The organism is Streptomyces fructofermentans, assembly GCF_014651055.1.
GTDB classification, from domain to species: domain Bacteria; phylum Actinomycetota; class Actinomycetes; order Streptomycetales; family Streptomycetaceae; genus Streptomyces; species Streptomyces fructofermentans.
This window is the reverse complement of record NZ_BMWD01000040.1, coordinates 28,817-54,132: the sequence shown is the minus strand read 5'-3', so window position 1 is coordinate 54,132 and position 25,316 is coordinate 28,817. Positions and strand designations below refer to the sequence as shown.

General features: G+C 69.0%; 21 protein-coding genes and 3 CRISPR repeat arrays. Of the genes, 16 read left to right on the top strand and 5 right to left on the bottom strand.

Annotated elements, in window-relative coordinates; translation table 11 throughout:
• The 4 genes from IE265_RS38820 to IE265_RS34840 form a co-directional block, all read left to right on the top strand.
• The coding region (locus IE265_RS38820; protein WP_229916895.1) for a hypothetical protein at positions 1–424 on the top strand (424 nt) is incomplete at its 5' end.
• Between the two features lie 205 nt (positions 425–629).
• On the top strand, positions 630–2,369 hold the full coding sequence (locus IE265_RS34850; protein ID WP_190039771.1) for an AIPR family protein: 1,740 nt from the start codon (positions 630–632) through the stop codon (positions 2,367–2,369).
• Between the two features lie 205 nt (positions 2,370–2,574).
• Positions 2,575–3,335: direct repeats of the CRISPR family, unit length 29 nt; unit sequence CTGCTCCCCGCACCCGTGGGGATGGCCCC.
• A gap of 434 nt (positions 3,336–3,769) precedes the next feature.
• The gene (locus tag IE265_RS34845; protein ID WP_190039770.1) at positions 3,770–4,375 is read left to right on the top strand and encodes a hypothetical protein; all 606 of its coding nucleotides are present in this window, start codon (positions 3,770–3,772) and stop codon (positions 4,373–4,375) included.
• Complete coding sequence (locus IE265_RS34840) at positions 4,372–4,770, top strand: hypothetical protein (RefSeq protein WP_190039769.1); 399 nt, start codon at positions 4,372–4,374, stop codon at positions 4,768–4,770. The genes IE265_RS34845 and IE265_RS34840 overlap by 4 nt, the downstream gene beginning before the upstream one ends.
• Before the next feature lie 699 nt (positions 4,771–5,469).
• Here IE265_RS34840 and IE265_RS38815 read toward each other — a convergent pair.
• The 3 genes from IE265_RS38815 to IE265_RS34825 form a co-directional block, all read right to left on the bottom strand.
• Positions 5,470–5,682 (bottom strand): hypothetical protein, encoded by a 213-nt coding sequence (locus IE265_RS38815; protein ID WP_229916894.1) that lies wholly within the window; start codon positions 5,680–5,682, stop codon positions 5,470–5,472.
• A gap of 308 nt (positions 5,683–5,990) precedes the next feature.
• The gene (locus IE265_RS34830) at positions 5,991–6,896 is read right to left on the bottom strand and encodes a hypothetical protein (protein ID WP_190039768.1); all 906 of its coding nucleotides are present in this window, start codon (positions 6,894–6,896) and stop codon (positions 5,991–5,993) included.
• Positions 6,893–7,450 carry a hypothetical protein gene (locus IE265_RS34825; protein ID WP_190039767.1) on the bottom strand — a complete coding sequence of 186 codons (558 nt, stop codon included), beginning with the start codon at positions 7,448–7,450 and terminating at the stop codon, positions 6,893–6,895. The genes IE265_RS34830 and IE265_RS34825 overlap by 4 nt, the downstream gene beginning before the upstream one ends.
• Positions 7,451–7,758: 308 nt before the next feature.
• A CRISPR array of direct repeats spans positions 7,759–8,642; the repeat unit is 29 nt; unit sequence GGGACCATCCCCGCGGGTGCGGGGAGCAG.
• 231 nt (positions 8,643–8,873) lie between these two features.
• Here IE265_RS34825 and cas3 point away from each other — a divergent pair.
• Genes cas3 through cas2e form a run of 8 tightly spaced genes read left to right on the top strand, consistent with a single transcriptional unit; the run spans position 8,874 to position 18,204 of the window.
• Entirely contained in the window at positions 8,874–11,795 is a 2,922-nt protein-coding gene (gene cas3 / locus IE265_RS34820) for a CRISPR-associated helicase Cas3' (RefSeq protein WP_190039766.1), read from the top strand.
• Positions 11,788–13,464: a type I-E CRISPR-associated protein Cse1/CasA gene (casA, locus tag IE265_RS34815; RefSeq protein WP_229916893.1), complete on the top strand. Its 1,677-nt coding sequence runs from the start codon at positions 11,788–11,790 to the stop codon at positions 13,462–13,464. The genes cas3 and casA overlap by 8 nt, the downstream gene beginning before the upstream one ends.
• On the top strand, positions 13,461–14,171 hold the full coding sequence (gene casB / locus IE265_RS34810) for a type I-E CRISPR-associated protein Cse2/CasB (RefSeq protein ID WP_190039764.1): 711 nt from the start codon (positions 13,461–13,463) through the stop codon (positions 14,169–14,171). Before casA ends, casB begins: the two co-directional genes overlap by 4 nt.
• A complete protein-coding gene (gene cas7e / locus IE265_RS34805; RefSeq protein WP_190039763.1) occupies positions 14,168–15,361 on the top strand; it encodes a type I-E CRISPR-associated protein Cas7/Cse4/CasC in 1,194 nt (397 codons plus the stop codon). The genes casB and cas7e overlap by 4 nt, the downstream gene beginning before the upstream one ends.
• Positions 15,358–16,080: a type I-E CRISPR-associated protein Cas5/CasD gene (gene cas5e, locus IE265_RS34800; RefSeq protein WP_190039762.1), complete on the top strand. Its 723-nt coding sequence runs from the start codon at positions 15,358–15,360 to the stop codon at positions 16,078–16,080. The genes cas7e and cas5e overlap by 4 nt, the downstream gene beginning before the upstream one ends.
• Positions 16,080–16,880 (top strand): type I-E CRISPR-associated protein Cas6/Cse3/CasE, encoded by an 801-nt coding sequence (gene cas6e / locus IE265_RS34795; protein ID WP_190039761.1) that lies wholly within the window; start codon positions 16,080–16,082, stop codon positions 16,878–16,880. The genes cas5e and cas6e overlap by 1 nt, the downstream gene beginning before the upstream one ends.
• On the top strand, positions 16,877–17,845 hold the full coding sequence (cas1e, locus tag IE265_RS34790) for a type I-E CRISPR-associated endonuclease Cas1e (protein WP_190039760.1): 969 nt from the start codon (positions 16,877–16,879) through the stop codon (positions 17,843–17,845). Before cas6e ends, cas1e begins: the two co-directional genes overlap by 4 nt.
• Positions 17,842–18,204, top strand: a complete 363-nt coding sequence (gene cas2e, locus IE265_RS34785; protein WP_190039759.1) for a type I-E CRISPR-associated endoribonuclease Cas2e — start codon at positions 17,842–17,844, stop codon at positions 18,202–18,204. Before cas1e ends, cas2e begins: the two co-directional genes overlap by 4 nt.
• Positions 18,205–18,284: 80 nt before the next feature.
• Positions 18,285–20,107: direct repeats of the CRISPR family, unit length 29 nt; unit sequence CTGCTCCCCGCGCCCGCGGGGATGGTCCC.
• Positions 20,108–20,360: 253 nt separating this feature from the next.
• Here cas2e and IE265_RS34780 read toward each other — a convergent pair.
• Positions 20,361–20,942, bottom strand: a complete 582-nt coding sequence (locus tag IE265_RS34780) for a GNAT family N-acetyltransferase (RefSeq protein ID WP_190039758.1) — start codon at positions 20,940–20,942, stop codon at positions 20,361–20,363.
• A 114-nt stretch (positions 20,943–21,056) separates the two neighbouring features.
• Between IE265_RS34780 and IE265_RS34775 the strand changes: the two genes are divergently transcribed.
• Positions 21,057–22,073 (top strand): NAD-dependent epimerase/dehydratase family protein, encoded by a 1,017-nt coding sequence (locus IE265_RS34775; protein ID WP_190039757.1) that lies wholly within the window; start codon positions 21,057–21,059, stop codon positions 22,071–22,073.
• A gap of 1 nt (position 22,074) precedes the next feature.
• On the opposite strand, the gene IE265_RS34770 is transcribed toward IE265_RS34775, so the two are convergent.
• Positions 22,075–23,334, bottom strand: coding sequence for a DNA-binding protein (locus tag IE265_RS34770; protein WP_229916892.1), 1,260 nt, complete (start codon positions 23,332–23,334; stop codon positions 22,075–22,077).
• A 358-nt stretch (positions 23,335–23,692) separates the two neighbouring features.
• Here IE265_RS34770 and IE265_RS34765 point away from each other — a divergent pair, with 358 nt between their 5' ends.
• The 3 genes from IE265_RS34765 to IE265_RS34755 are packed head-to-tail and all read left to right on the top strand — an operon-like array spanning position 23,693 to position 25,307.
• Positions 23,693–24,172: an ATP-binding protein gene (locus IE265_RS34765; RefSeq protein WP_229916891.1), complete on the top strand. Its 480-nt coding sequence runs from the start codon at positions 23,693–23,695 to the stop codon at positions 24,170–24,172.
• Between the two features lie 35 nt (positions 24,173–24,207).
• Positions 24,208–24,597, top strand: a complete 390-nt coding sequence (locus IE265_RS34760; RefSeq protein WP_190039755.1) for a DUF6415 family natural product biosynthesis protein — start codon at positions 24,208–24,210, stop codon at positions 24,595–24,597.
• The gene (locus IE265_RS34755; protein WP_229916890.1) at positions 24,594–25,307 is read left to right on the top strand and encodes a hypothetical protein; all 714 of its coding nucleotides are present in this window, start codon (positions 24,594–24,596) and stop codon (positions 25,305–25,307) included. The genes IE265_RS34760 and IE265_RS34755 overlap by 4 nt, the downstream gene beginning before the upstream one ends.
• Positions 25,308–25,316 lie beyond the last annotated feature (9 nt).

The window sequence follows — 25,316 nt, the reverse complement described above, 5'->3', positions numbered from 1 at the left end:
CCTCGTTTCCTTGTTCAGGACAACCCTATTGGGCGCCTGTCCGGAAACTTCGTGGCCCCTCAGAATCGTGTACGGCTTCCTCGGCCTGATATTGAACGGGACGGCGCTTCTTGGCATCCACCTCTGGGCCGGACCCGGCCTTGAGGAGGTCATTCGTGGGATGGGTGCAGGAGCCGTACTCGGGGCCGCAGGGTGGTTGCTCCTCACGCGGACGTTCGTACCGAAAGCCGTGGCTGCTTACAGTTCGTGGTGGATGCCGAAGGTCGAGCGGACCGCGCACCGGCAGGACATCCTGTATGCGCTGACCCGGGCAAGCTGGGGAATACGGAGCCGCCATGCCTGGGAACTGCTGAAGTCCAGCCCCAGGGCCGGACTTCGGGCCCGTCGGCATCATGCCCGCCTGCGGGCTGCAGTTGCCCGCTGAGCTTTGGCGCGGTCACGCCGCCTGCCGACCCACGAACCAGGTCGACGGGCCCCATCTCGCCGGCGATCGGTTCAACATCGTCGCCGTCGAGTCGCCGTGCTGCGGGCGCACTGTGGCTAGGCGTCGTGTTCGCGGGCTATTCACAGTCTCATGAGCCTGCCAACATCGTTGTCGGGTTTGACGCATGGGTGGGGGGTAGTGCTGTATGACGTCCGTACAGAACAACGACCAGCGACTGCTCGACCGCATTCTGGAGGACCAGCACCGGAAGCTGGCTCCGGACAAGAGCAGGGACGACTTCTTTACGTTCTTCGCCGCAGACAAGGCTCTGCAGGACTGGGACCTTGACAACGACGAAATCATGGACGGCATTGTGGATGGTGCTCACGACTGCGGCATCGATGGCATCTGGACCTTCGTTGACGAGCGCTACGTCACTGCCGATGCCCATCAGTTCCTGCCGCTGCGTGCTGGCAAGATCGAGTTGGTCATCCTGCAGGCCAAGACCTCGACGGGCTACCAGGAGACTGTGGTCGAGAAGCTCCATTTCCACCTGCCAACCTTGCTGGATATGAGCCGGGACGAAGAGGACTTGGTCGCACACACCAACGCCAAGCTCCTGGACCGGACGCGGCGTTTCCTGCACATCCTCGAAGAGCTGGCGTCGTCGTTCCCTCAGGTCCGCATCAAGGTGATCTATGCCAACAAGGCAGCCGAGCCGCCGCACCCGAACGTGAAGGCCAAGGGAGACCGCCTGCGGCGAGAACTCGCGAAGATTACTTCGGACACGAAGGCGGATCTGGAGTACCTCAACGCCGCTGATCTACGCGAACGCACCGCCCGAGGTGCGAAAGCGGTCGCGCAGCTGGTGTTCACCGAAACGCCGATGAGCACATCGCTCGGCGAGGGTTATGTGTGCCTGGCCCGCTTGGACGAGTACTACCGCTTCATCACCTCGGACAACGAAGCACTGCGCCTGGAACTGTTCGAGTCGAACGTGCGCGACTACGCCGGATCCACTGCGGTGAACAACGCCATCGGCGAGACACTCAAGTCCGGTACGGGTGAGGACTTCTGGTGGTTCAACAACGGTGTCACCGTAGTCGCCGACGCTGCCCAGATCGCAGGCAAAAGGATCGTTGTCAAAGAACCGCAGATCGTCAACGGGCTGCAGACCAGCCATGAGATCTACAGCTACTTCCAGAGCGGCGGCCAGCACCGCGACCGCTCCCTTTTGGTCAAGATCGTGGTCGCGCCCGAATCAGGCACTGCTCGCGACCGTATCATCCGAGCCACGAACAGCCAGACGCAACTGCCAGCTGGCGCCCTGCGAGCCACCGAACCCATCCAGAAGGACATCGAGGAAAGCCTCGGTCACGCCGGTGGCTACTACTACGAACGCCGCGCCAGCTACTACCGCAACCTCGGCTTCCCTCTCGACCGGGTCATCAGCATGACCCGCTTGGCCCGGGAGTTCACAGCCTTCGTCCAGCGCGAACCGCACACCGCCCTGCGACACTCGGACGCCCTCCTCCTGGACGACCAGCACTACTCACCGATCTTCTCCTCCCGCCACGACCTGGATATCTATCGCCTCTGCCTCGATGTCCACACCCGTCTACGAAGCTTCCTTACTCAGTACGCCGAAGACCGTCCATTGCTCGGAGAAACCCTGGAGAACTGGCTGTACCCCCTGGCAGCCATGTCCGCGCACACGCTCACTCGTCTAAGACAGCCCACCTCGCGGGACTTGCTCAACATCGATCTCGTCCATCTCACAGACGACCTCATGTCCCGCATGACGGGCACCCTGGACCAGAACTTCAAGAGCGCTCTGCGGCAGAGCAAAGCCGGCGGCGTCGACCGCATCGCACGCACACCCCAATTCACCGCCAAACTCCGACAGGCCGTCATCTCCCAGAGCCGATACCACATCGAGCGCTGACGGCGAAAATTGCCGCGGGTGAATGTCGGGGCGAGGCGGCGCGTTCAACCCGAAGCTCCTGGTCTGCCGACCACTGGTCACGGACTCCAGGGCCATACTCCTGCTGTATTATTCGGCGTCGACGGAATCGATGTCTGAAATGCCGGATTTCGTGAAAGTGCTTCAAAATCCAGTGAGGCGGCCCTAAAGCCCCAGGTCGGGCAGACTGCTCCCCGCACCCGTGGGGATGGCCCCCATCTCAACGTCCCCGCGTATCTGGACCGTCACTGCTCCCCGCACCCGTGGGGATGGCCCCGGCGTGGCGACGGTCGCGGACGACGAGGAGCTCTGCTCCCCGCACCCGTGGGGATGGCCCCACCACCAAGGCCCAGCATGAGGCCAACAAGAACTGCTCCCCGCACCCGTGGGGATGGCCCCTGCACGAGTTCCTTCATCTCGCCGCGGGTGGTCTGCTCCCCGCACCCGTGGGGATGGCCCCGGGGGGCTCCGCCAATTGAGCTACGGCCACCACTGCTCCCCGCACCCGTGGGGATGGCCCCCGACCACAGGTCCAACCTGAACCCCCACCGCACTGCTCCCCGCACCCGTGGGGATGGCCCCTCCCAGTGTCACATCCGGGTCAGCCCTTGCGGCTGCTCCCCGCACCCGTGGGGATGGCCCCGCCCCGGGCCGGGACCACCCAGGGCGGCATTCCTGCTCCCCGCACCCGTGGGGATGGCCCCTCCACCTGCCACTCGGCGCCCGGGGTGTGCGCCTGCTCCCCGCACCCGTGGGGATGGCCCCGCCATCGAGCGGGACATCCGCTCCGGCCGGCTCTGCTCCCCGCACCCGTGGGGATGGCCCTTCCCCCCGGTCACCTCACGGAGCGCCTGGAGCCTGCTCCCCGCACCCATGGGGATGGCCCCCAGGCGTCAGCTCCGGGCCAGCCCTTGCCGAACTGCTCCCCGCACCCGTGGGGATGGCCCCAGCTCCTCTGTTGGGGAGCTCGCTGCGGGAAATCCAGACGGACAGGCACCTTTTGCCCCGTTGGTCGCATTCGGAACCCCTTGGCTGTCGCTCTCGGCTACCGTCGGAGAAGGTGCCGCGCCAACAGCCGGGGGGATCACATGGCCGGACTGCGATTCACAACACGGAAGTCGGTGACGGCCGTGAACGACAGGCCGGATCCTGCCCCTTCGACATCTGGGCGGACGCCGTCGCCGGCCGCATCTCCTCGCAGCCCGTCAACGACGGCGCCCGCTCCACGTGATCCCATGAAGGAGACGGCCCCGCGGGCTCCGTCGACGCCGTCGCCTGCTACTCGGCAACACACCAGCGTGGAAACGGTCTCGCGGAGTTCGACGTCAATGCCCCTCCGAGGAAGGGCGGTTGAGTCCTCGCCAAGGGATCAGGCTGCCGCCTTGCGGAATTCGACACCGCCGCCCGCTCGGGGGCAGCAGGCACAAGCTCGGCCGCTGCCGGACGCCGAGCGCGATGCAGCCATCGGCTCCCCGCCCACGGCTTTGCCGTCCGTTCCGGACGTGCGGATGTATTTCTTCGGCGCGATCACCAACAGCCAAGTGGCGATCAACAGCGGCACGGTGACGCAGACCATGGTGAAGGAGTTCACCAACACCTACCTCGGCGGCAGGGCACAAGCAGTCCCGGAGCCACAGAGCACCCCCGTATCAGGGGAGTTCGATCTGCCCCACCAGCCGCAGCCGGCAGCAACGCAGGGGAATGCGGGATCCATCAGCGCGGAGACCTTCTGCCGCACCTACCTGCCCCCCATGCTCGACGATCTTCAGCGCCGCCTCCCAGAACTCGGGCTGCGCAGGAAAACAGAGCAGGCCCTCCGCCGGAGGATCCTCGGTCTGAGGGACGAACTGAACCGCACCCCTGTCGACATGAAAGCCGTCACCGCGGAGCTGGACGACATCCATGGGGCGCTGCGGGCGGCGCCGCGCAACCGCGTGTCCCTGACGGACGATCTGCGGGGGGCACCAAGGCGCGGAGGAACGCGGTGACGAGTATGGGCGGCCCGCAGTTCCACGGGTCCATCCACGGAAGCCAGATCGCCATCGGAAACCACGACGTGGCACAGCACCAGTACGCCGCCGCGGAGAGCCGAACCGACAGCACTCTGGCCGAGGCGGTCGGGGCACTCCTGGCCGCGCTGGAGCATCTCGGCCTGCGCACCGAGGAGGAGACCGGAGTACGCCAGGACGCGGAAGCCGCCTTGGAGGAGGCGGCCCGACAGGAGCCGGACGTCGGGCGCCTGCGCCGCCTGCTGGGGCGGATCCAGGTCGTCCTGGTCCCGATCGCGGCAGGCGCCGCGGCAGGCGCTGCCACGGGGGTGACCAGCGGGACGGCTCAGCTGGCCCAGAACGTCCTCGCCGAACTCCAGCAGGCTCTGCCCTGAAGGCGGAGAGCTTTGCGTGGGACAGGGCTGCTTCGCTCTGTCCGGAGAGGAAGAAGCAGTGTCGCGCGGATGCGCCGGGCCCTCGCGAGACTTGGTGATCGTGACGGCCCCTTGGCCTGCTCCTATGATTCGATCACGGCTCTACGAATGTCCAGGGAGGTCTCGCCGATCGCCTCTGCAGGACAGGAGGTGGGCGACATCGCGGATGCTGTGCAGGCACTTGATCAGTCGGTGCAGCGGATGCAGGAACGCGCCATGCCCCCAGGGAAGCTGCGTTTCTCGGCGAATCGGCGCGAGTCATCCGCAATCAGATGCTCAGCTATGGTCGTGCGGCCGTAGAACGCGGAGAGAGCTGGACGGCGCAGGCGGGAGACCTCGTCATGACGCTGATTCCACGGACCTGAACCGCGTACGCGTTGGGAGACTCGCGCCAGAACGAGTGGGGTCTGCCATATCGCTGCTCCGTCGGCAGGGTCAGGGGGACGGGACCGTCCCCGCGGGTGCGGAGTAGACCCCGAACCCCTCGGTGATTGTGTCCGCTGGGGACCTGCCCCGCGAGTGGGGGGAGCAGAAGCTTGCAGTGGGGCAGTGTTTGCCCTCGAGGGTGGCGATGGGCGTTGGTGACCACTCGGCCAGCGCGTGGGGCGAGCGGGTGCGGCAGGGAGAAGTGTGCCCATGACGGCATCCTGCAGGCGGCCGTCAGAGCTTTTGCAGGCAGGTAGCGGGCACCTGGCCACCCTGGACGATGCGCCAGATGTGGCCGCCGGTGCCGCACTTGCGGTAGGCGGGTCCCTGGTGCGTGCGGGCGATCGCTGCTACGCATGAGGTGACGATGTCTCCGCGGTGCAGGTAGCGGACGATGGGGGAGTTCGGCGTGGCGACCGGACCGTCGTTCCAGGCTGGCTTTCTCACGGCTACGGACTTGCCAGTGACCTTGTACTTCGTGGTGCACGGTCTTGCCGGGGTCTTTGTGGCCTTGGGAGCGGCGATTGCCGCGGGAATCTGTGCTCCAGTCAGGACGGCCACTGCGGCGAGGGCGGCCAGGATCTGAATCCCTCGTGTGGTCAGTACTCGCATGCAAGGTCCAACTGCCGGTTTGGTCCCGGGGTACGGCGCACCGGTAAGTGATCACTCCGATGAGGGAGCGCACGGCTTTGCTTGGTGCGGTGTTCTGGGCGCAGGGGCGTGCCATGCCCCTGCAGGCGTTCGGGTTGCGGTGGTTACGGGGTGCGGGTGTAGGTGACCGTTTGTCCTCTGCTGAGGGAGCGGTGCAGGGTGCCGTCGCTTTTGAGGGTGAGGGTTGAGGCAGTGCCCGGGGAGCAGGAGGCGGCCGGGGTACCGGAGGTGAGGGTGCTCGGACCGAGTTCCAGTCTGGTGCCGTTGCTGGGTGCGGCGGTCAGGGCGGCCGTGAACACGCAGTGGTAGGTGTCCTCGCCGGTGGGGCCGTCGGCGACGAGAATCAGAATGTCGTCACCGATGCTGCCTTGTTTGATGACGAGTGACCTGGTGTTTTCGCTGCCGGCGTTGGCGAGGGTTGCTGTCCAGCTTCCAAGATAAGCCTCCGGCACGTCACCGCTTTCGACGGGCGCGCTGCCCACGGAGCGCGAGGGCTGGACGAGGGGGCGCAGTTGGTAGCCGAATACGGTGAATACGATGGCGATAGCAGTGGCAACTGCGGCCAGCGCAAGGGTGTGCTGTGGTCGGCGCCGACTCTGATGTGTGTGAGTCCCGCTTCCTCCGATCACCACGAGTGAGGCGGGATCGAAAATGACGGCGGCCCGGTTCGGCAGGCTCTGACGGGACGGACCGTTGTGGTCCGGCGGCCGATGGACAGTAGCCGTGTCCTTCTCCGGCTGCGGCGCCTGTGCCCTTCCTGTGGAGGGGCGCGTGAGGTCGTTGGAGCGGACTATCTCCCAGACCCGCGCTGCTGCAGGGGAGTTACTGGCCTGGCCGGCTGCTGCGGGTCGTCCGACGGGCTGGTAGGAGCGGATCCCGATGACAGCGGCTGCGGCCCGGCGGGCGAGGGAAAGCTCAACGGCAGCCGTCAGTGCTGGGGCCCGGGTGCGCGTGCGGCTGGTACCGAGAGTGGCTGCGGCGGCGCGGCGCAGCAGGCTGGGCCGGCTCACCCGGTGCCGTCCTCGTCCGCGGCTGGCCGGTGCGCCGCGCCTGGCGGCGAGGAAGGCCGTGAAGCCGGCGGGCTGTCCGTCCCAAGCGACGATGGTGAATCACTCGCGGTGCGTTGTGTGGGCGTGGTGTTCCGGGTGCTGCGCAGGACCGGCTCGTTGGTTGCGGCATCTGCGGACTGCGTGGGGTTTGCGGCGGTCGAAGGGGTGCCTTCCCCCAGGACGACGTCCGCCAGGCGCGAGCTTTTGAGCTGGACGAGGACCAGGGGAGCCGAGGCTCCGGCAGCGAACACCGCGAAGCCGCCACTGATCTGCCCTGACATCCCCAGCAGTCCGGCGACGAGAGCTCCCAGCAGGGTGTGCACCACGGCGGCGATGGACTCGCCCCCGATGTCGTAGAACGCGCGGAACGCGGGTGGCCCTTCAGCAGCGGAGTCGGGATCGAGCCGGTACTGCTGACGCCCGTTCAGCCATTCGGTCATGCAGTCGTAGGCGTGCACGATTCCGCGTACCGCTCCGCCCGCGGCGCCAAGCAGCAGCAGTGTCGCAGCGTTCACGGTGATCTCAGCCTATGCAGGAAGATTCAAGTGATTCCGCCCAAATCCTACGGACTCGATCATCATGATGCTGAGTGTTTGCCGAAGACTCTGTCCCTAACCCCGCATTTCGGCGCCAGCAGTTGAGGACCGCTCGGACGAGTAGATATCGGTGGGCAGGTCCTGTAGACCCCAGTTGGGTGCCGGTCTACCCAGGATGATCTTTCGGGGACTCCGGCAGAGCCGGGATGCCTTGAGTGCGCGCCCGCTTGGTCGAGGTAGCCGATTCGGTGGGTGCGGGCAGCAGATGAAACGTTCACGCTCCATGCGGGACCATCCCCGCGGGTGCGGGGAGTAGGCCTGCGCCGGGTGGGCGATGATCCACGCCAAGGGACCATCCCCGCGGGTGCGGGGAGCAGCGCCAGCGTCAAGGCGGGTGAGGTCGCGTGAAGGGACCATCCCCGCGGGTGCGGGGAGCAGCAGCCGATCCGCACGACCGGCAACCTCTTCGGAGGACTATCCCCGCGGGTGCGGGGAGCAGGCCTCTCCCGTCCCGGACCGGCGCGCGTTCTGGGGACCATCCCCGCGGGTGCGGGGAGCAGCGCAAGATCCCTACAGCGATGATCGACAAGCTGGGACCATCCCCGCGGGTGCGGGGAGCAGACGACGAGCCGGTCGCCCGTGTCCTCCGGACGGGGACCATCCCCGCGGGTGCGGGGAGCAGTTCCGGACGCAGATCACCAAGTCCGTGCGCACGGGACCATCCCCGCGGGTGCGGGGAGCAGCGCAAGGTCTTCGTGAACTCCATGAGCGACCTGGGACCATCCCCGCGGGTGCGGGGAGCAGAGCGGCTCGATACCTACGAGCTGGACACCGACGGGGACCATCCCCGCGGGTGCGGGGAGCAGACGGACTCCAGCTCCCCGCGGATCACAACGTCGGGACCATCCCCGCGGGTGCGGGGAGCAGCTGCCGACCCCGTTCGGGGTGGGCGACACCGAGGGACCATCCCCGCGGGTGCGGGGAGCAGCAGCTCGACGAAGCGCGGTCGCTGGCCGAGGAGGGACCATCCCCGCGGGTGCGGGGAGCAGACCGCAAACGACCTGCGCGAACTCCGCATCCAGGGACCATCCCCGCGGGTGCGGGGAGCAGGTACATGCCGGCGGTGTAGCCGTCGGTGTCCAGGGACCATCCCCGCGGGTGCGGGGAGCAGACTGCGCGACCTGCGGGTTTACTCCGCCCGAGGCGGGTTCTCACACACTTTCATTGATTCCGGCAAATCGGTCATAGTCGGTATGGGTTCCGTGGGGTGTTCGGTGGTGAATCGACCACCCTATCGCTGGAGTGATCGCGTCGGTGCGTGAAGCGCAGGGATCGGTTGCCGGGGTGGCATGTTCGCTGGTTTTGGCCTGCTGGGTGCTGGTTTGCCTGTAGGTGTTTTCCCATGACGGGTGGGGGAGTTGCCGGTGGCGGCTTGCTGTCACGGCTTGGGCCGGTGGCGCGATCGGTGTGGGCGAAGCATGACCGGGACAGCGATGGCTGGATGCCGTTGTGGCGGCATATGGAGGACGGTGCCGCCGTTGCGGGATTCCTGTGGGACGAGTGGCTACCGGCCTCCGTACGGAGGGTAGTTGCCGCGAGCCTGCCGGGTGGCGCCGCTGACGGTCGGGCGTTGGCGGTCTGGCTTGCAGGCGTGCACGACATCGGCAAGGCGACGCCCTCTTTCGCCTGTCAGGTGGAGCAGCTTGCTGATGTGATGCGTGAGCGCGGGCTGGAGATGCGGTCCCGGCAGGCGTTGGGGCCGGATCGGCGGTTGGCTCCGCACGGGCTGGCCGGGCAGGTGCTGCTGGGGGAGTGGCTGGAGGAGCGGCACGATTGGACGGGGCGGCAGTCGGGGCAGTTCACGGTGGCGGTGGGCGGGCATCACGGGGTGCCGCCGGAGAACGGCCAGATCAAGGCGCTTTACGAGCATGAGGAGTTGCTGCGGACACCGGGCCGCAGCAGTGCAGTGTGGCGCCAGGTGCAGAGGGAGTTCCTCGACGCCTGTGCGGAGCAGTTCGGTGTGGGAGAGCGCCTCGCGTCATGGCGGGGGGTGAAGCTGCCGCAGCCGGCGCAGGTGCTGCTGACGGCGGTGGTGATCGTCGCGGACTGGATCGCGAGCAACCCTGAACTCTTTCCGTACTTCCCGGAAGCCGCTTCTCACAGCGGTGGGGAACGTTTGGCCGCGGCATGGCGGGGATTGGACCTGCCGGCGCCGTGGGAGGCCGAGGAGCCGACAGGGGACGCCCAGGACCTCTTTACCTCGCGGTTCGGACTGCCGCAGGACGCCAAGGTACGGCCGGTACAGGAGGCGGCGGTAGGGCTGGCCCGGGAGATGGCCGTGCCGGGACTGATGGTCATCGAGGCCCCGATGGGGGAGGGAAAGACGGAGGCGGCGCTCGCCGTGGCCGAGGTGTTCGCAGCGCGGTCGGGCGCCGGAGGCGTGTTCTTCGCGCTGCCGACGATGGCGACCGGCAATGCCATGTTTCCTCGCCTGCTCCAGTGGATCGAGCAACTTCCGGGAATCGGACGGCAGTCGGTGCATCTCGCCCACTCCAAGGCGGCCCTCAACGAGGACTTCGCGCCCCTCCTCGCGCGAGGCGGCCGGGTGGCAGCCGTCGACATGGACGCCGCCGACGTGCCGGGCCCACGGCAGCTGGGAGACCCGACGCGGGCTGCCGCCGCTGAACTGGTGGCGCACGCCTGGCTGCGCGGCCGCAAGCGGGCCATGCTGGCGTCGTTCGTGACAGGCACCGTCGACCAGCTGCTCTTTGCAGGACTCAAGAGCCGTCACCTGGCGCTGCGTCACCTGGCGGTCGCAGGCAAGGTCGTCGTCATCGACGAGGCGCACGCCTACGACGCCTACATGAGTGTCTACCTGGACCGGGTGCTGTCCTGGCTGGGCGCGTACGGGGTGCCGGTGGTGGTGTTGTCGGCGACGCTGCCCGCGGGGCGTCGGCGCGAGCTGCTCGACGCCTACGTGGGAACTCCCACACCGGCGCCGGCCGAGGCCGATGACGACGCCGATGAAGACGCCTATCCGTTGCTGACAGCGGTGGCGCCGGGCGGCGCCCCGGTGGTGCGCTGCCCGCAGCCCTCGGCGCGAAGCACGGATGTGCACGTCGAGCGGCTGCCGGACGACGCGGAGGTGCTGGCCGACCTGCTCGAGCGGGAACTCGTGGGCGGGGGCTGCGTCCTCGTGGTGCGCAATACGGTCAGGCGGGTGCTGGAGACGGCGCGTGTGCTGAGGGACCGGTTCGGCGACGACAACGTCACCGTGGCGCATTCGTGCTTCGTCGATGTGGACCGGGCGGCGAAGGACCGAGATCTGCTGCAGCGGTTCGGGCCGCCGGACAAGGCGACCGGGCGGCCGGACAGCCGGCACATCGTGGTGGCCAGCCAGGTCGCCGAGCAGTCCCTGGACGTGGATTTCGACCTTCTGGTCAGTGATCTGTGCCCGGTCGATCTGCTGCTGCAGCGCATGGGCCGCCTGCACCGCCACCAGCGCGGCGAAGGACAGCGCGAGCGGCCCGAACGGCTGCGGACAGCACGGTGCTGGCTGACGGGCATGGACTGGGACACAGAGGTGCCGACCCCGGTACGGGGATCCGTCGCGGTGTACGGGACGCACGCGCTGCTGCGGTCGGCCGCCGTGCTGCTGCCCCACCTCGAAGGCGGGCCGCAGCGCCCGGTGCGGCTGCCCGCAGACATCTCCGCGCTGGTGCAGGGCGCCTACGGGGAGGCACCGGTGGGCCCCGCCAAGTGGGAACCTGCGTTCCAGGAGGCGAGAGTGCGGCTCGAGCAGCACCGGAGTGACCAGGCCGATCGGGCGGCGGTATTCCGGCTGGGCGACGTGGGCCGGCCGGGCCAGCCGCTGTTCGGGTGGGTGGCGGCCGGCGTCGGGGACGCCGATGACAGCCGTACCGGCCGGGCACAGGTCCGCGACAGCCGGGAGAGCCTGGAGGTCGTGGTCGTCCAGCGGCGCGCGGACGGCGCTTTGGTGACCCTGCCGTGGCTTGCTCCGGACGCGAAGGGACGCCAGCGCGGTGGGCTCGAGCTGCCGCAGGACCAGGCGCCCACGTCGTTCGCCGGTCGTACGGCGGCCAGTTGCGGGCTGCGGCTGCCCCTGCAGTTCTCCTACGCCCAGACCATGGACCAGGCGATCGCTGAACTGGAGCGCCTGTACGTGCCCGCGTGGCAGGGCAAGACCAGTCCGTGGCTCTCCGACCAGCTGATTCTTGCACTCGATGAGGAATGTCAGACCCGGCTGGCAGGCTTTGCGGTCCGCTACAGCCCCCTGGACGGCCTGGAGGCGACCCGTGACTGAACGAGCCGGGGACAGCACGACGCAAGGCCCGTCATTCGATCTGACCGACCAGCCGTGGATCGAGGTCCTTGACGGCGAGGGCAGCCAGGCGCAGTTGTCGCTGCGGCAGGTGTTCACGCAGGCCAGGAAGGTGCGGCGGATCGTGGGCGACCTGCCCACCCAGGAGTTCGCACTGCTGCGGCTGCTACTGGCCCTCGCCCACGACGCCCTGGACGGGCCGCAGGACATCGACTCCTGGGCCGAGTTGTGGGCGGACCCCGACTGCTTCGCCGGGATCGGCCACTACCTCGACGCCCACCAGGAGCGGTTCGACCTGCTCCACCCGCACACCCCGTTCCTGCAGAGCGCCGGGCTGCGTACCGCGAAGGACGAGGTGTTCTCCCTCAACCGGATCGTGGCCGACGTGCCCAACGGGGAGCCGTTCTTCACGGCGCGGATGCCGGCCGCCGAGCGCCTGACGTTCGCCGAGGCGGCCCGGTGGGTGGTGCACGCCCACGCGTACGACACCTCAGGCATCAAGTCCGGCATGGTCGGGGACGACCGGGTCAAGGGCGGCAAGGTGTATCCGCTGGGCACCGGCTGGGCCGGCGCACTCGGCGGCGTCTTCGTGGAAGGGGAGACTCTGCGCGAGACGCTGCTGCTGAATCTGGTTCCGGCCGACAGCGACCACCTGGAGTTCGCGGCAGAAGACCGGCCGGCCTGGCGGCGTGAGCCGTGCGGAGCAGACGGCAGCGCCCGCACCCCCACCGGGCTGCGGGATCTGTACACATGGCAGACCCGACGGCTGCGCCTGCACTACGACGACGACGCGGTCACCGGGGTGGTCCTCGGCTACGGGGATCCGCTCGCGGCACGCAACATGCACCGGCGCGAGCCGATGACCGCCTGGCGGCGCAGCCCGGCACAGGAGAAGAAGCTGCGCCAGTCGCCCATCTACCTGCCCCGTGAGCATGATCCGGCGCGCTCGGCCTGGCGGGGTATCGCCTCCCTGGTGGCGGACCGGTCCGAGACGACGCAGGGCGCGGAAGCTGCTGCCTACCTGCGGCCCGGGATCCTGGAGTGGGTCGCCCGGCTCGTCACCGAAGGAGTGCTGCCGCGTGATTTCCTCATCAGGGCCCGGGTGATCGGCGCCGCGTACGGGACCCAGCAGTCGGTGATCGACGACCTGGCGGACGACCATCTCGCGATGCCGGTGGTGCTGCTGCACCAGCAGGACCGCATGTATGCCCGGCAGGCGATCGGCGCGGCCGAGGATGCCGATCTGGCGGTGCGCGCTCTGGGGGATCTGGCCACCGATCTGGCCCGCGCGGTCGGCTCGCAGGGGGATGGAGCCCGCTCGGCGGCCCGGGACCTCGGCTTCGGAGCACTGGAGGACCCCTACCGTGTCTGGCTGGCCGGACTGGCGGACACCGACGACCCGTTCGAGCAGCGCAGGGTGTGGCAGAACACCGTCTTCGAGACGGTCGGCCGACTCGGCGACGGCCTCATCAAGCAGTCAGGCCAGGCCGCCTGGCAGGGCCGGACCGTCTCGGCGAAGAACGGCACGGTGTGGCTGAACGCTGGGCTGGCCGACCGCTGGTTCCGCCGCCGACTGGCCAAGGCCTTGGGCCACCCGGCCAGCACGTCCGAGCCCGACACGTCCACGACCGACCCGAAGGTGCCCGCATGACGACCGCCACCACCACTGCGCCGACCGTGCAAACCCGGGTGGCCGAGCTGGCCGCCACCCGCATCACCACCTGGCAGAAGGGCTACCTGCGCGACAACTCCAGGGACGTGGCCGCACTCGCCCGCCTGCGGCGCGGCGCCGGCCGCGACGCCGGAGCACTGCCCGACCTGTGGACCCTCGTCGACACCACCCCCCTGCACGCCCACGACGAGGGCACGCGGCCCCTGCGCGAGGAAGAACTGGTCCGCGCCGAGGACGCCCTGCACGCCGTCCTCACCCTGTGGGCGCTGCACCAGCAGTCCCGCAGCACCGGCATGCACCGCCCGGCCGCACCCCGAGAGCCGGCCGGTCTGGGGGCGGCCGTGCGGCGCCTGATGCCGCCCGGCGACATCGACGAGCCCATCCGCAAGCGCCTGGTGCGCGCCGGCACAGCGCCTGACCTGACCGCTCTGTCCCAGCGGCTGCGGGACCTGGTCGTGCTGCTGCGCCGCGCGGACATTCCCCTGGACTACGGACTGCTCGCCGGCCAGCTCTACGCCTGGCAGTGGCCCGGCGGCGCCGACCGCGTCCGCCGGGAGTGGGGCCGCTCCTTCCACGCCTGGCAGCCACCCGTCGGCCCGGACCCGGCACCCGATCCTGCTGCCGGCGAGAGCACCACCCTCGAGACCACCCTGCCCAGCCCGGACCGTGACAAGGACGCCTCGTGACCCGCATCTTCCTGGACGTGCACGCCCTGCAGACCGTCCCGCCCAGCAACCTCAACAGGGACGACACCGGCGCCCCGAAAACCGCCATCTACGGGGGAGTGCCGCGCGCCCGGGTCTCCAGCCAGGCATGGAAGCGGGCCACCCGCACCTACTTCAACGACGAGCACCTCCTGGAACCCAACGAACTCGGCGTCAGGACCAAGAAGATCGTGGAAGTGCTCGCCGAGCGCATCACCGCACTGGACCCCTCCATCGAGAGCGACACCGCGCTGACCGTCGCCGACGAGACGGTGAAAGCCGCCGGACTGAAAACCGAGATCCCCAAGCGGAAGGCCGAAGCGGCCAAGGAATCCGGCGCCACCCCCGCACCGGAAGCCAAGTACCTGGTCTTCCTCAGCGCCCGCCAACTCGACGGCCTGGCCCGCCTCGCCGTCGAAGGCGCCGCCGACATCACGGCGTTCGTGAAAGACAAGAAGAACAAGGACCGCATCAAGGAGATCGCCGACAGCCGGCACTCCGTCGACATCGCCCTGTTCGGACGCATGGTCGCCGACGCCGCCGACTTCAACGTCGACGCCGCCGTCCAGGTCGCCCACGCCATCAGCGTCCACCGGGTGGAGAACGAGTCCGACTACTACACTGCCGTCGACGACGAGAACACCGAAGAGGAAACCGGCGCCGGGATGATCGGCACCGTCGACTTCAACTCCGCCACCCTCTACCGCTACGCCGCCCTGGGCGTGCACCAACTCGCCGCCAACCTCGGCGAGGGCCTGCGCGAGGACGAGGCCCGCACCGAGCCGGTACGCCGCGCCGTCGAGGCGTTCGTCCACGGCTTCGTCGCCTCACTGCCCACCGGCAAGATCAACACGTTCGGGCATCACACCCTGCCCGACGCCGTCATCGTCAAGCTCCGCACCACCCGCCCCGTCAGCTTCGTCGCCGCCTTCGAGGAGCCCGTCCGCGGTGACCAGGGCGGCCACCTGCGCGAAGCCGCCGACCGTCTCGCCGCCTACGTCCCGGACCTCGAACGCGCCTACGGCCAGCAGGAATCCACCCGCACCTGGATCCTGCGCATCGGCCCCAACACCCTCAAGCTCGCCGACCTCGGCACCGAGTCCGACACCCTGTCCGACCTCGTCACCGCCGTCGGACAGGCCGTCGCCGAACGCCTGGACAAGCCCGCATGAGCGTGCTCACCCTGCGGCTCGCCGGCCCCCTGCAGTCCTGGGGGGCCGCCTCCCGCTTCACCCGCCGCACCACCGAATCCGCACCCACTAAGAGCGGCGTCATCGGCCTGCTCGCCGCCGCCCAGGGCATCGACCGCGGCGACGACGCACGGCTCGCCCCCCTGGCAGCCCTGCGCTTCGGCGTCCGCATCGACCAGCCCGGCACCCGCATCCGCGACTTCCAGACCGCCCACCACGCCGCCACCGGCCAGTCCATGCCCCTGTCCGAGCGCTTCTACCTCGCCGACGCCGTCTTCGTCGCCGCCCTGGAAGGCGACCACCCCCTGCTCGCCGACCTCAACGCCGCACTCACCCACCCGGTGTACCCGCCCTTCCTCGGCCGCCGGTCCTGCCCACCCGCCCAACCCGTCGACCTCGGCCTCCACGACACCACCCTGGAAACCGCCCTCCAGCAAGTGCCCTGGCAGGCCTCCGCCTGGTACCGCAGAGCACACCGCACCCGCCTCCCGCAAACGCTGACCGTCCTGCGCGAAGCCACCCCCGGCGAACCAGGCGCCGCGCAGGACCTGCGCGACCAGCCGCTCAGCTTCTCCGCCGCACACCGCCGCCACGCTCTGCGCACCGTCATCACCACCACGGTGCCCCTCCCCGCCACCGCCCCTGCCGCCCGTGCAGTGGAGCACGATCCGTTCGATGCCCTGGAGGAGGAGAACAGCTGATGTTCCTCACCCGCTTCCGCGTGAACACCGCCCGGCCCGGCGCCCGCCGCCTGCTGTCCTCGCCGCAGACCATGCACGCCGCCGTCATGTCCGCCTTCCCCACCCTGCTGCCCACCGACAGCCCACCCCCCGACGGGCCCCGCGTCCTGTGGCGCCTGGACCACCAGGCCCGCGCCGAGGTCCTGCTCTACATTGTCAGCCCCCACCAGCCCGACCTCACCCACCTCGTGGAACAAGCCGGCTGGCCCGCAGCCGCCGCAGCCGACCCCCACAACCCCGGATGGCACACCCGCCCCTACACCCCGCTGCTCGACCGGCTGACGGCTGGCGACCAGTGGGCCTTCCGCCTCACCGCCAACCCCGTCCACACCATCCGCCGCCACCCCGACGAACCCCGCAAGATCACCGCACACCTCACCCCCGTCCACCAGATGCGCTGGCTCCTCGAACGCCAGGACCGCTGCGGCTTCCGCATCCTCGAGAAACCCGACGCCCAGCGCCTCCTGCCCAGCGGCACCACCCACCACGGAAAACACGAACACCACGGCGACCGCTACGAACTCTCCGTCAGCGACCGCACCCCCCGCTCCTTCGACCGGTCACGTGAACCCCGAACCAGCGGAAGAACCAAGCCGGTCACCCTCGTCACCGCCACCTTCGACGGCCGCCTCGAAGTCACCGACCCCCAAGCCCTGCGACACACCCTCGCCCACGGCATCGGCCGGGCCAAAGCCTACGGATGCGGCCTCATCACCCTGGCACCCGCCACACAGCGCCCCGCACCACAACGGGCCTCATGACCACCATCTCCCAGCGCACCGCACTGACCCCACGCCAACTCACCCGCACCGCCGAACGCCTCTCCTTCGTCTACCTGGAACGCTGCACCATCCACCGCGACGCCAACGCCATCACCGCCCAGGACGCCGAAGGCACCACCCACATCCCCTCCGCCACCATCGGCACCCTCCTCCTCGGACCCGGCACCCGCATCACCCACCAAGCCATGAGCGTCCTGGGAGAAACAGGCGCAGCCGTCTGCTGGGTCGGAGAACGCGGCGTGCGCTACTACGCCGCCGGCCGCGCCCTGTCCCGATCCTCCGCACTCATGGAAGCCCAGGCACGGCAGTGGGCCAACAACCGCAGCCGCCTGGCCGTCGCCCGCGCCATGTACCAACTGCGCTTCCCCGACGAAGACCCCGCCGGGCTGACCCGCCACGAACTCCTGGGCCGCGAAGGACGCCGCGTCAAAGCCTGCTACCGCGCCCAGGCCGCCCGCACCGGCCTCACCTGGCAGGGACGCCAATACGTGCCCGGCGACTTCACCGCAGGCGACCCGGTCAACCAGGCCATCACCGCAGCCGCCCAATGCATGTACGGCATCGCCCACGCCGTCGTCGCCTCACTGGGATGCAGCCCCGCTCTCGGCTTCATCCACTCCGGCCACGAACTGTCCTTCGTCCTCGACATCGCCGACCTCTACAAGACCGAGTTCGGCATCCCACTCGCCTTCGACATCGCCGCACAGGACCCCGAAGACACCGGCCCCCGCACCCGCCGCGCACTGCGGGACCGCATCAACGAGACCGCCCTGCTGGAACGCTGCGTCGACGACATCAAACGCCTGCTCCTACCGGCACAAGCCGATGCGGCCGACCCCGACGAGCACCGGGACGTGGTCACGCTGCAAAGCGACGGCGGCCGCGAGGTCCCCTCCGGATACAACCATGGCGAGACCGACGACTACGGCCCGGTGAACTGGTGACCGTCATCGTCCTCACCAACTGCCCCGCAGGCTTGCGCGGCTTCCTCACCCGCTGGCTGCTGGAGATCTCCGCTGGCGTCTTCGTCGGCAACCCCTCAGCCCGGATTCGCGACGTGCTGTGGAACGAAGTCCAGCAGTACGCCGGTCAGGGCCGCGCTTTGCTCGCCCACACCACGAACAACGAACAAGGCTTCACCTTCCGTACTCACGACCACGCATGGCAGCCCATCGACCACGAAGGCATCACCCTGATCCACCGTCCAGCCGCCACGCCACCCCGGGAAACGAGCAGCCCGTCAGCTGAACCATCCGGATGGAGCAGGGCCGCCAAACGCCGACGATTCGGCAGAGGAAAATAGCCTGTATGTCTAAATTGTCTATTTCTTTGAAAGTGCTCCGAAACTGGTCGTGGCGGAGCTAAAGGCCCAGGTCGCGCAGTCTGCTCCCCGCGCCCGCGGGGATGGTCCCCCGCGCCGCAATGTCTCCCGGGACACCCTCGACTGCTCCCCGCGCCCGCGGGGATGGTCCCCACGGCAGGTGGGTGGCCGACTGCCCGTGCAACTGCTCCCCGCGCCCGCGGGGATGGTCCCCGGCGCTGACCGTGTAGGTCTGCTTGTCCCAGCTGCTCCCCGCGCCCGCGGGGATGGTCCCAGTTACCTTCGCGGGCTGGGGGTGTACGGGGCCTGCTCCCCGCGCCCGCGGGGATGGTCCCCCGCCGCCCCTCCGACCGTGCTGCCTGCTCAGCTGCTCCCCGCGCCCGCGGGGATGGTCCCCCGGACCCCTCGCAAGAGGTGTTCACCGTCGCCTGCTCCCCGCGCCCGCGGGGATGGTCCCCAAGGCGTACCTGAGCGCGTACCTGGTGGCCGACTGCTCCCCGCGCCCGCGGGGATGGTCCCGTGGTGCGGTGGTCGCAGCACGGGCATGCGTGCTGCTCCCCGCGCCCGCGGGGATGGTCCCATGTGAACGAATCCTCTTCTGGGTCGCGACTCCTGCTCCCCGCGCCCGCGGGGATGGTCCCGTCCGCAACGGTATTTCGGTCGCAGGTCGGCACTGCTCCCCGCGCCCGCGGGGATGGTCCCGCCAGCGATTCGGGGGCGACCTCGGCGGCGGCCTGCTCCCCGCGCCCGCGGGGATGGTCCCCTGTCCGGCGGCCTGGTAATCGACTCCGTGTCCTGCTCCCCGCGCCCGCGGGGATGGTCCCAAGGATTTCGGCCTGAAGCCGGGCGCGGAATCCTGCTCCCCGCGCCCGCGGGGATGGTCCCTGGACCGTATTCAGAGCCGGGGGCGCCTGGCTCTGCTCCCCGCGCCCGCAAGGATGGTCCCGGTCCGCTTCTGATGAAGAGGGCCGCCGAACGCTGCTCCCCGCGCCCGCGGGGATGGTCCCCAGCGCCAGGAGCTCAGCCCGGGCCCGCTTCTCTGCTCCCCGCGCCCGCGGGGATGGTCCCCAGCGCCAGGAGCTCAGCCCGGGCCCGCTTCTCTGCTCCCCGCGCCCGCGGGGATGGTCCCGGGGGGCCCGAGTTGATCGGCTCCAGGTTGTACTGCTCCCCGCGCCCGCGGGGATGGTCCCCCACCCGGCCGAGGCTGGACTTGAGGCGCCCCCTGCTCCCCGCGCCCGCGGGGATGGTCCCGGCGCCGTCCTCGCCCGCGGGGATGGTCCCTGGGCCGGCGTGAGGGACTTGCCGAGGACCTCCTGCTCCCCGCGCCCGCGGGGATGGTCCCTCTGCGCATCGTGGGGTCTGTGCATCGAGGCGCTGCTTCCCGCGCCCGCGGGGATGGTCCCGTGATCTCCGAGCCCCGCCCCGAGCCCTGCTCCCCGCGCCCGCGGGGATGGTCCCGAGACCCGCACCAGCGACGACCTGCGGAGCGACTGCTTCCCGCGCCCGCGGGGATGGTCCCATCATGACGGTCTACGACACCGGCGACTCGTCCTGCTCCCCGCGCCTGCGGGGATGGCCCCGGCCAGTAGGCGTAGGGGTTCCCGGAGGGGATCTGCTCCCCGCGCCCGCGGGGATGGCCCCAGCAGGCTGGGTCGAGCAGGACAGCAGCCATTCTGCTCCCCGCGCCCGCGGGGATGGCCCCGACGTGTTCGAGCGGGTCGGCGGCACCGTCACCTGCTCCCCGCGCCCGCGGGGATGGCCCCGGGCACGAGCCCGTCAACGCACCCGCGACCGGCTGCTCCCCGCGCCCGCGGGGATGGTCCCAGCATGGAACGTCCGCTCTACGACGAGTGGAACTGCTTCCCGCGCCCGCGAGGATGGTCCCCAGCTCCAGATGACGGTGTCACCGTGACCGCCACGGCGAAGTGCAGATCATTGGAACCTTCTGAACGCCAGTCTGTGGCGAGCCTGTAGCAGCAGCCGCCCCTCGGGGTCGTTTTTGTGGCCGGTGAGGCCGTTGGTTTCCGGCACGTTGCTGTTGCATCTTCTCGGCGCAAGATCGGCAATCAGCGTTCTGTTGTCGCTGCGTTGCCCAACCGGCGCGTGAGCGCAGCCGATGTCCTTGCATGTCGTTTTGGCTATTCGTTCTGGTGTAGGGATGCAAGCTGTCCCGATTCCACGGCCCATTCACGATCGAGGATCGCGTGCACAACAGAGTCACGCCATAGGCCTGCCTTGAAGACGTGCTCGCGGATGGTGCCCTCTTCGATCATTCCTGCGGCTGTCATGGTTTTGGCTGATGCTCTGTTAAGCGGAGAGCGTGCTCCCCATACTCGGTGCAAGCCCAGCTCCTCAAAGCCGAGCGCGAGTAGAAGTCGCACGGACTCCAGGCCGTAGCCCACGCCCCACGCCTGCGGGCGCAAAGCGAAGCCGAACGTGGCTGCGCGCGGCTGATGCGGATCAAGAGCGAGCCGGCCGAGCCCGATCAGTTTGTCCGTGTTCCGTTCAGTGACCGCCAAGACGTACTCGGTGCGCGGCTCTGTTGTGGCTGAGGCGATGGACCGCGCCAGGATTTGTTCGACCTCGTGGCGTGTACGTGGCTCGAACGACAGGTGCTCCGTGGCTTCAGGGCTGCCGTAGATGGCGAACACTGCGGCGACATCCTCTGCAGTGAGTTCGCGGAGGCCAAGCCGCAGGCTTGATCGCTGAACCGGGTGCATGCTCCGGACTCTACCCGCGGGGGAGGGCGGGCCTGCTGGCGGGGAATGCTGCGATCTCCGCGCGAAGAGTAGGGCCGGTCATGGGTTCTTGACGGACGGGGCAGGATCGATGGCATGAGAATTCTCGTCATCGGCGGCACTTGGTTCTTGGGGAAGCGCATCGCGGAGGCCGCCCTGGCCAGACGGTGGCCGGTGTCCACCTTCAACCGGGGGCGCTCCGGAAGGGACGTTGAAGGAGTCGAGGCGATCCACGGAGATCGCACTGACCGCAGGGACCTTGAACGCCTCGCCCAGCACGGGCCGTGGGATGCCGTCATCGATACGTCCAGCTCCGACTTCACGCCCCGAGACGTACTCCTGGCCACGACCGCGTTGAGGGATGCGGCCCGGCGCTGGGTGCACATCTCCACCGTGTCCGTCTACAAGGGATGGCCCCACTACGCCCTCACGGATGCCTCGCCGCTTCTGGACTGCCCGGCAGATGCCGACGAGTCGTACGGCCACAACGGTGAGGACGGCAGCCCCACCGTGTACGGCTTCCAGAAGGCTGGGGGAGAGCGTGCCGTGACCGAGGTGTTCGGCGACGCCGCGGTGTTCCTCCGCCCCGGGGTCCTCCTTGGGCCCGGCGAGTACGTCGGCCGGCTCCCCTGGTGGCTGACCCGGGCGAAGCGCGGCGGGCGGATCCTTGCGCCTGCTCCGGCCGGACAGCGCATCCAGCCCGTCGACGTGCGCGACCTGGCCACGTTCGCTATCGACCAGGCAGCCGGCAAGACGAGCGGCGGGTACAACATCACGCATCCCGAGGGCATCACCTTCGCCGACTTCCTCGACGAGTGCCTGTCCGTCACCGGCGGGGCCGGGAAACCCGAGTGGGTGGACCCGGGCACCCTGGCCGAGCACGGGATCAAGCAGTGGACCGAGCTCCCTCTGTGGCGCGTCCACGAGGGAGTGTGGTCGGTCGACTCCAGCCGGGCAGTGGCCGAAGGCCTGCGGTGCCGGCCGATCGCCGACACCATCCGTGACACCTGGGCGTGGCTGGATTCGGACGGGCGCCCCGTGGACCACCCGAGATGGGGGGAACACGGGATCGCTCCCGAAAAGGAGGCGAAGATCCTCGCTTCTCTCGCCTGACTCAGGCTTCCAGTTGGAGCAGCGCGGAGCGCGTGCTGAGCTGGTGACTGCTTGCAGCGCGGGTGAAGTCCTCAACCCGGTCACGCAGCTCGCGTGACAACGTCGCGGCCCGGTAGGTCGGCTGGGCGAGGAACTGCTGGATCTGGCCGGTGCGCACGAGAACGCCCGTGACGCGCTGTTCCCCGGGGATGTCCCACAGCGGGGTCAGCGCGTCGGCGGCTCCCTCGACGTCGTCCGACAGCAGCCGGGCCATCGCCAGGTCCGCGGCCGCGCCTCCCAGGACGTGTGCCGACCGGCTGGCACGCGGCCGCCGGCTGATGAGATCCAGCGCGTGACGGGCGGACCGCTCGGCCTGGTCCCCGTCGTGGATCAGTAGCGCTGTCGAGCTGCTGGACATGGCCAGGCGCTCGGCACTGAAGCCGAATTCTCCGCCGACGCCGTCGTGGAGGTCATCGCGCGCCCCGCTGTCGCCTTCCACGGAGAGTCGCAGAGTGCGGCGGGCGGAATCGACGTCACCGAGATACCCGTGCGCGCGGGCTTCGATCGCCAGAAGGCGGCGTCGTGCGGTGTCACCCAGTCCGCCGTACGTCTGGGCGTGCCGCGCCTTGCTGACGGCTTCGGCGGGCATGCCGGTGAAGTAGGCGATGTACGCGAGGATTCCGTCCGCGTACGCCCGCAGAGGGTCGAAGCGGGCGCTTTCGCCGTAGAGGTCAGCCGCACGGGCCAGGCGGCGGGCGTTGCCGAACGAGCCGAGGTCGAAAGCGGCCGCGGCAAGGAGTGCCATCGTCTGGCCGGTCAGTTCGAGCAGACGCTGTTGCTGTGTCGGGATCTGCGTGCGGTCCCGAAGAGATTGCAATGCCTCCTGGAGTTCCCGGCCGCGCCGGAAGGTGTCGATCGGGGGCACGGTGGCGTAGGCGTGTGCGAGTGACGACACGTCGTCAGTGAGCTGGTCCAGGCTGGTGTCGGAGACGGATGCGGCAGCGGTAGCGCCAGCTTTGTCTTGAGCGTCGCGTGCGGTCATGGTGATTTCTTGCTCCAGATTGAATACGGGTGCCTGGGGTTCATCGGCCGCCGGCGGAGGGCTCAACAGGGCCATGACTTCGCATCCGAACATGGCTTGTAAGACGCGGCGGGTGTCCGCCGAGAGCGCTTCCGGGCGGATCTGCCCGGCCTTCCAGCGAAACACCGTTCGCTCGCTGCAGGTCGGGTTGTTGCCGCCCTTTCCGATGACCTCGACCGCGGTCCTGTCGAACAGGCTCACGAAGTCAGGGGCGCTCAAGTTGCGCCTGTCACTGAGGAGCTTGAGCAGTGTCTCGGGTTGTTCCGTCACTTTGCCCCCAGTGATCAAGCGTTGGCCTGTCGGCAGCCGATTTGCAGATCCATATGTATCGAAGAGACCGCGCAGTCACCTTCCAGTGCAACACATCAGAAGTGAATGGCAGTTGGCTGCCAGTCAGATGGCATTCCACCGCGTGGTGGCGCCGAGACGGCAGTCCCCTGACATGGCGATGGCACCCCCTGCAAGGTCACGCTGATCAAACCCTCGCCGAGCGTGTTCGAACCAATACGCAAGACAGGGGTGCGCTGTACAGGCGGGCCCCTCATCCCCGGAGGACGTGATGACGACGACAGCCGTACGGACGCCTCATGAGGTCGCCCGCCGGGCCGGCACCGTGATGGACGAGAAATTCAAGGTCGCTCCACGCTGCGGCGACAATCCACCTCTCCCCGAGGACGCGAACAAGGTCGGCGTGATGCGACGGATCACCGCTGCACGGCTTCGGCACTGCGGGCTTGAGGCGCTGGCCGACGACGTGATGGTGCTCGTCTCCGAGATGCTCACGAACGCGCTGGTGCACAGTGGCGCGAGTGAGATCGGCCTCCACATCACCGTCAGCGAGGGCTACCTGCGTATCACTGTCATCGACGGCATGGCCGGCGCACCAGTACCCAAAGCGGTTGGCGAGAACGACGAGTCGGGGCGGGGCCTCGGTCTCGTCGAAACCCTGGTGAAGGCGCACGGCGGCGAGTGGGACACCAGCGAGTCGGGCGACCGGACTTGGTGCTCCCTCGCCTTACCAGCGGCGGCGCAGCTGTGACGGCGCCCGCCCTCACCGCCGGGTGGGAGCATCCGGTGCGGGCTGCGGTGCCGCCCTTCACCGCGGACGGGCTCCGGCAGGTTCTGGAGAAAGTCCAGCGGTGGGCGCCCTACGTCGACGGCATCCTCCTCGACGATGTTGCGGCCGTCCTCGACGACTACACGCCCAGCGAGAAAGAGACCGCCGACTTCGCCCTGCGGCTGCGCGGACATCTCCAGCGCCTTGCGGCCCTGGCCCTCAGCGATGGCCTGTCCATGCAGGACGAACAGCTCTGCGACCTGGTCGCACAGGCGCACGCCCTGCGGTCCGCGGTCCTGCCGGCCGACCGCCGGCAGGCGGTCGGACATCTGCGCCGGATGGCCTGGACTCTCGAGGCGCTCCTCGAGCGCATGGTGGCCCGCCAGCGACTCAAGGAGGAGCCGTGACCCACCAACTGCCCCTGCACCACCCACCCACCGAGACGAGAGAGAACTGCCCTGTGCGTACGACAGAGCCTGGTCTGGTCCCCTTCATCACTCAGCGGGCCGGTGAGGAGGCCGCTCCGGACAACCTCCTGATCGAGATGCATGCGTCGGGGCCGCGGCTGTACTACGGCGATGAGGATCCGCGGGACCGGGATGTGCGGGGTGTGCTGTGGGCGCGGTGCGGCTTCAACCCCGTCGATGACCGGGACCGTCCGACCGGCGTCCCGCAGTGGAAGATGATGCATCCCTTCCGGCAGCGGTTGTGCATGCAGCACCTGCTGTGCCAGGTCTGTCAGGAACCCGCGCGTACGCCGTTCGGTCTGATCTTCCTCGCCGGGCCCAAGGACGAGGATCCCAGGCAGGCGTCGATCCTCACCAACCAGCCGCCGGTGTGCTTCAAGCACGCCCGGGCCGCCGCCGAACTCTGCCCCCACCTGGCGAAGAACCCCATGGTCCTCCTCGCCCGCAGCGCCCCCTTGTACGGGGTGCTCGGCACGCTCTACGGGCGGATCGGCGGCCGGGTGGAGGTGGTCGCGCTGCCGGAGATGCCCCTGCCGTACGGGCATCCCAACATTCCCACGTTCCTCGCCTCCCAGATGGTCCGCCGCCTCAGCTCCTTCACCGTCGTCGACCTCGACGAACTCCTGGAGCAGGTGGCTGCCCGCACCTGATCGGCCCCG

Bases quoted from the DNA above. Each gene is read 5' to 3' on its own strand.
- cas6e (WP_190039761.1), top strand. From the start codon at position 16,080: ATGTTCCTCACCCGCTTCCGCGTGAACACCGCCCGGCCCGGCGCCCGC.
- cas3 (WP_190039766.1), top strand. From the start codon at position 8,874: ATGACGGGTGGGGGAGTTGCCGGTGGCGGCTTGCTGTCACGGCTTGGG.
- IE265_RS34765 (WP_229916891.1), top strand. From the start codon at position 23,693: ATGACGACGACAGCCGTACGGACGCCTCATGAGGTCGCCCGCCGGGCC.
- IE265_RS34850 (WP_190039771.1), top strand. From the start codon at position 630: ATGACGTCCGTACAGAACAACGACCAGCGACTGCTCGACCGCATTCTG.
- cas1e (WP_190039760.1), top strand. From the start codon at position 16,877: ATGACCACCATCTCCCAGCGCACCGCACTGACCCCACGCCAACTCACC.
- casB (WP_190039764.1), top strand. From the start codon at position 13,461: ATGACGACCGCCACCACCACTGCGCCGACCGTGCAAACCCGGGTGGCC.
- IE265_RS34780 (WP_190039758.1), bottom strand. From the start codon at position 20,942: ATGCACCCGGTTCAGCGATCAAGCCTGCGGCTTGGCCTCCGCGAACTC.
- cas5e (WP_190039762.1), top strand. From the start codon at position 15,358: ATGAGCGTGCTCACCCTGCGGCTCGCCGGCCCCCTGCAGTCCTGGGGG.
- IE265_RS34775 (WP_190039757.1), top strand. From the start codon at position 21,057: ATGAGAATTCTCGTCATCGGCGGCACTTGGTTCTTGGGGAAGCGCATC.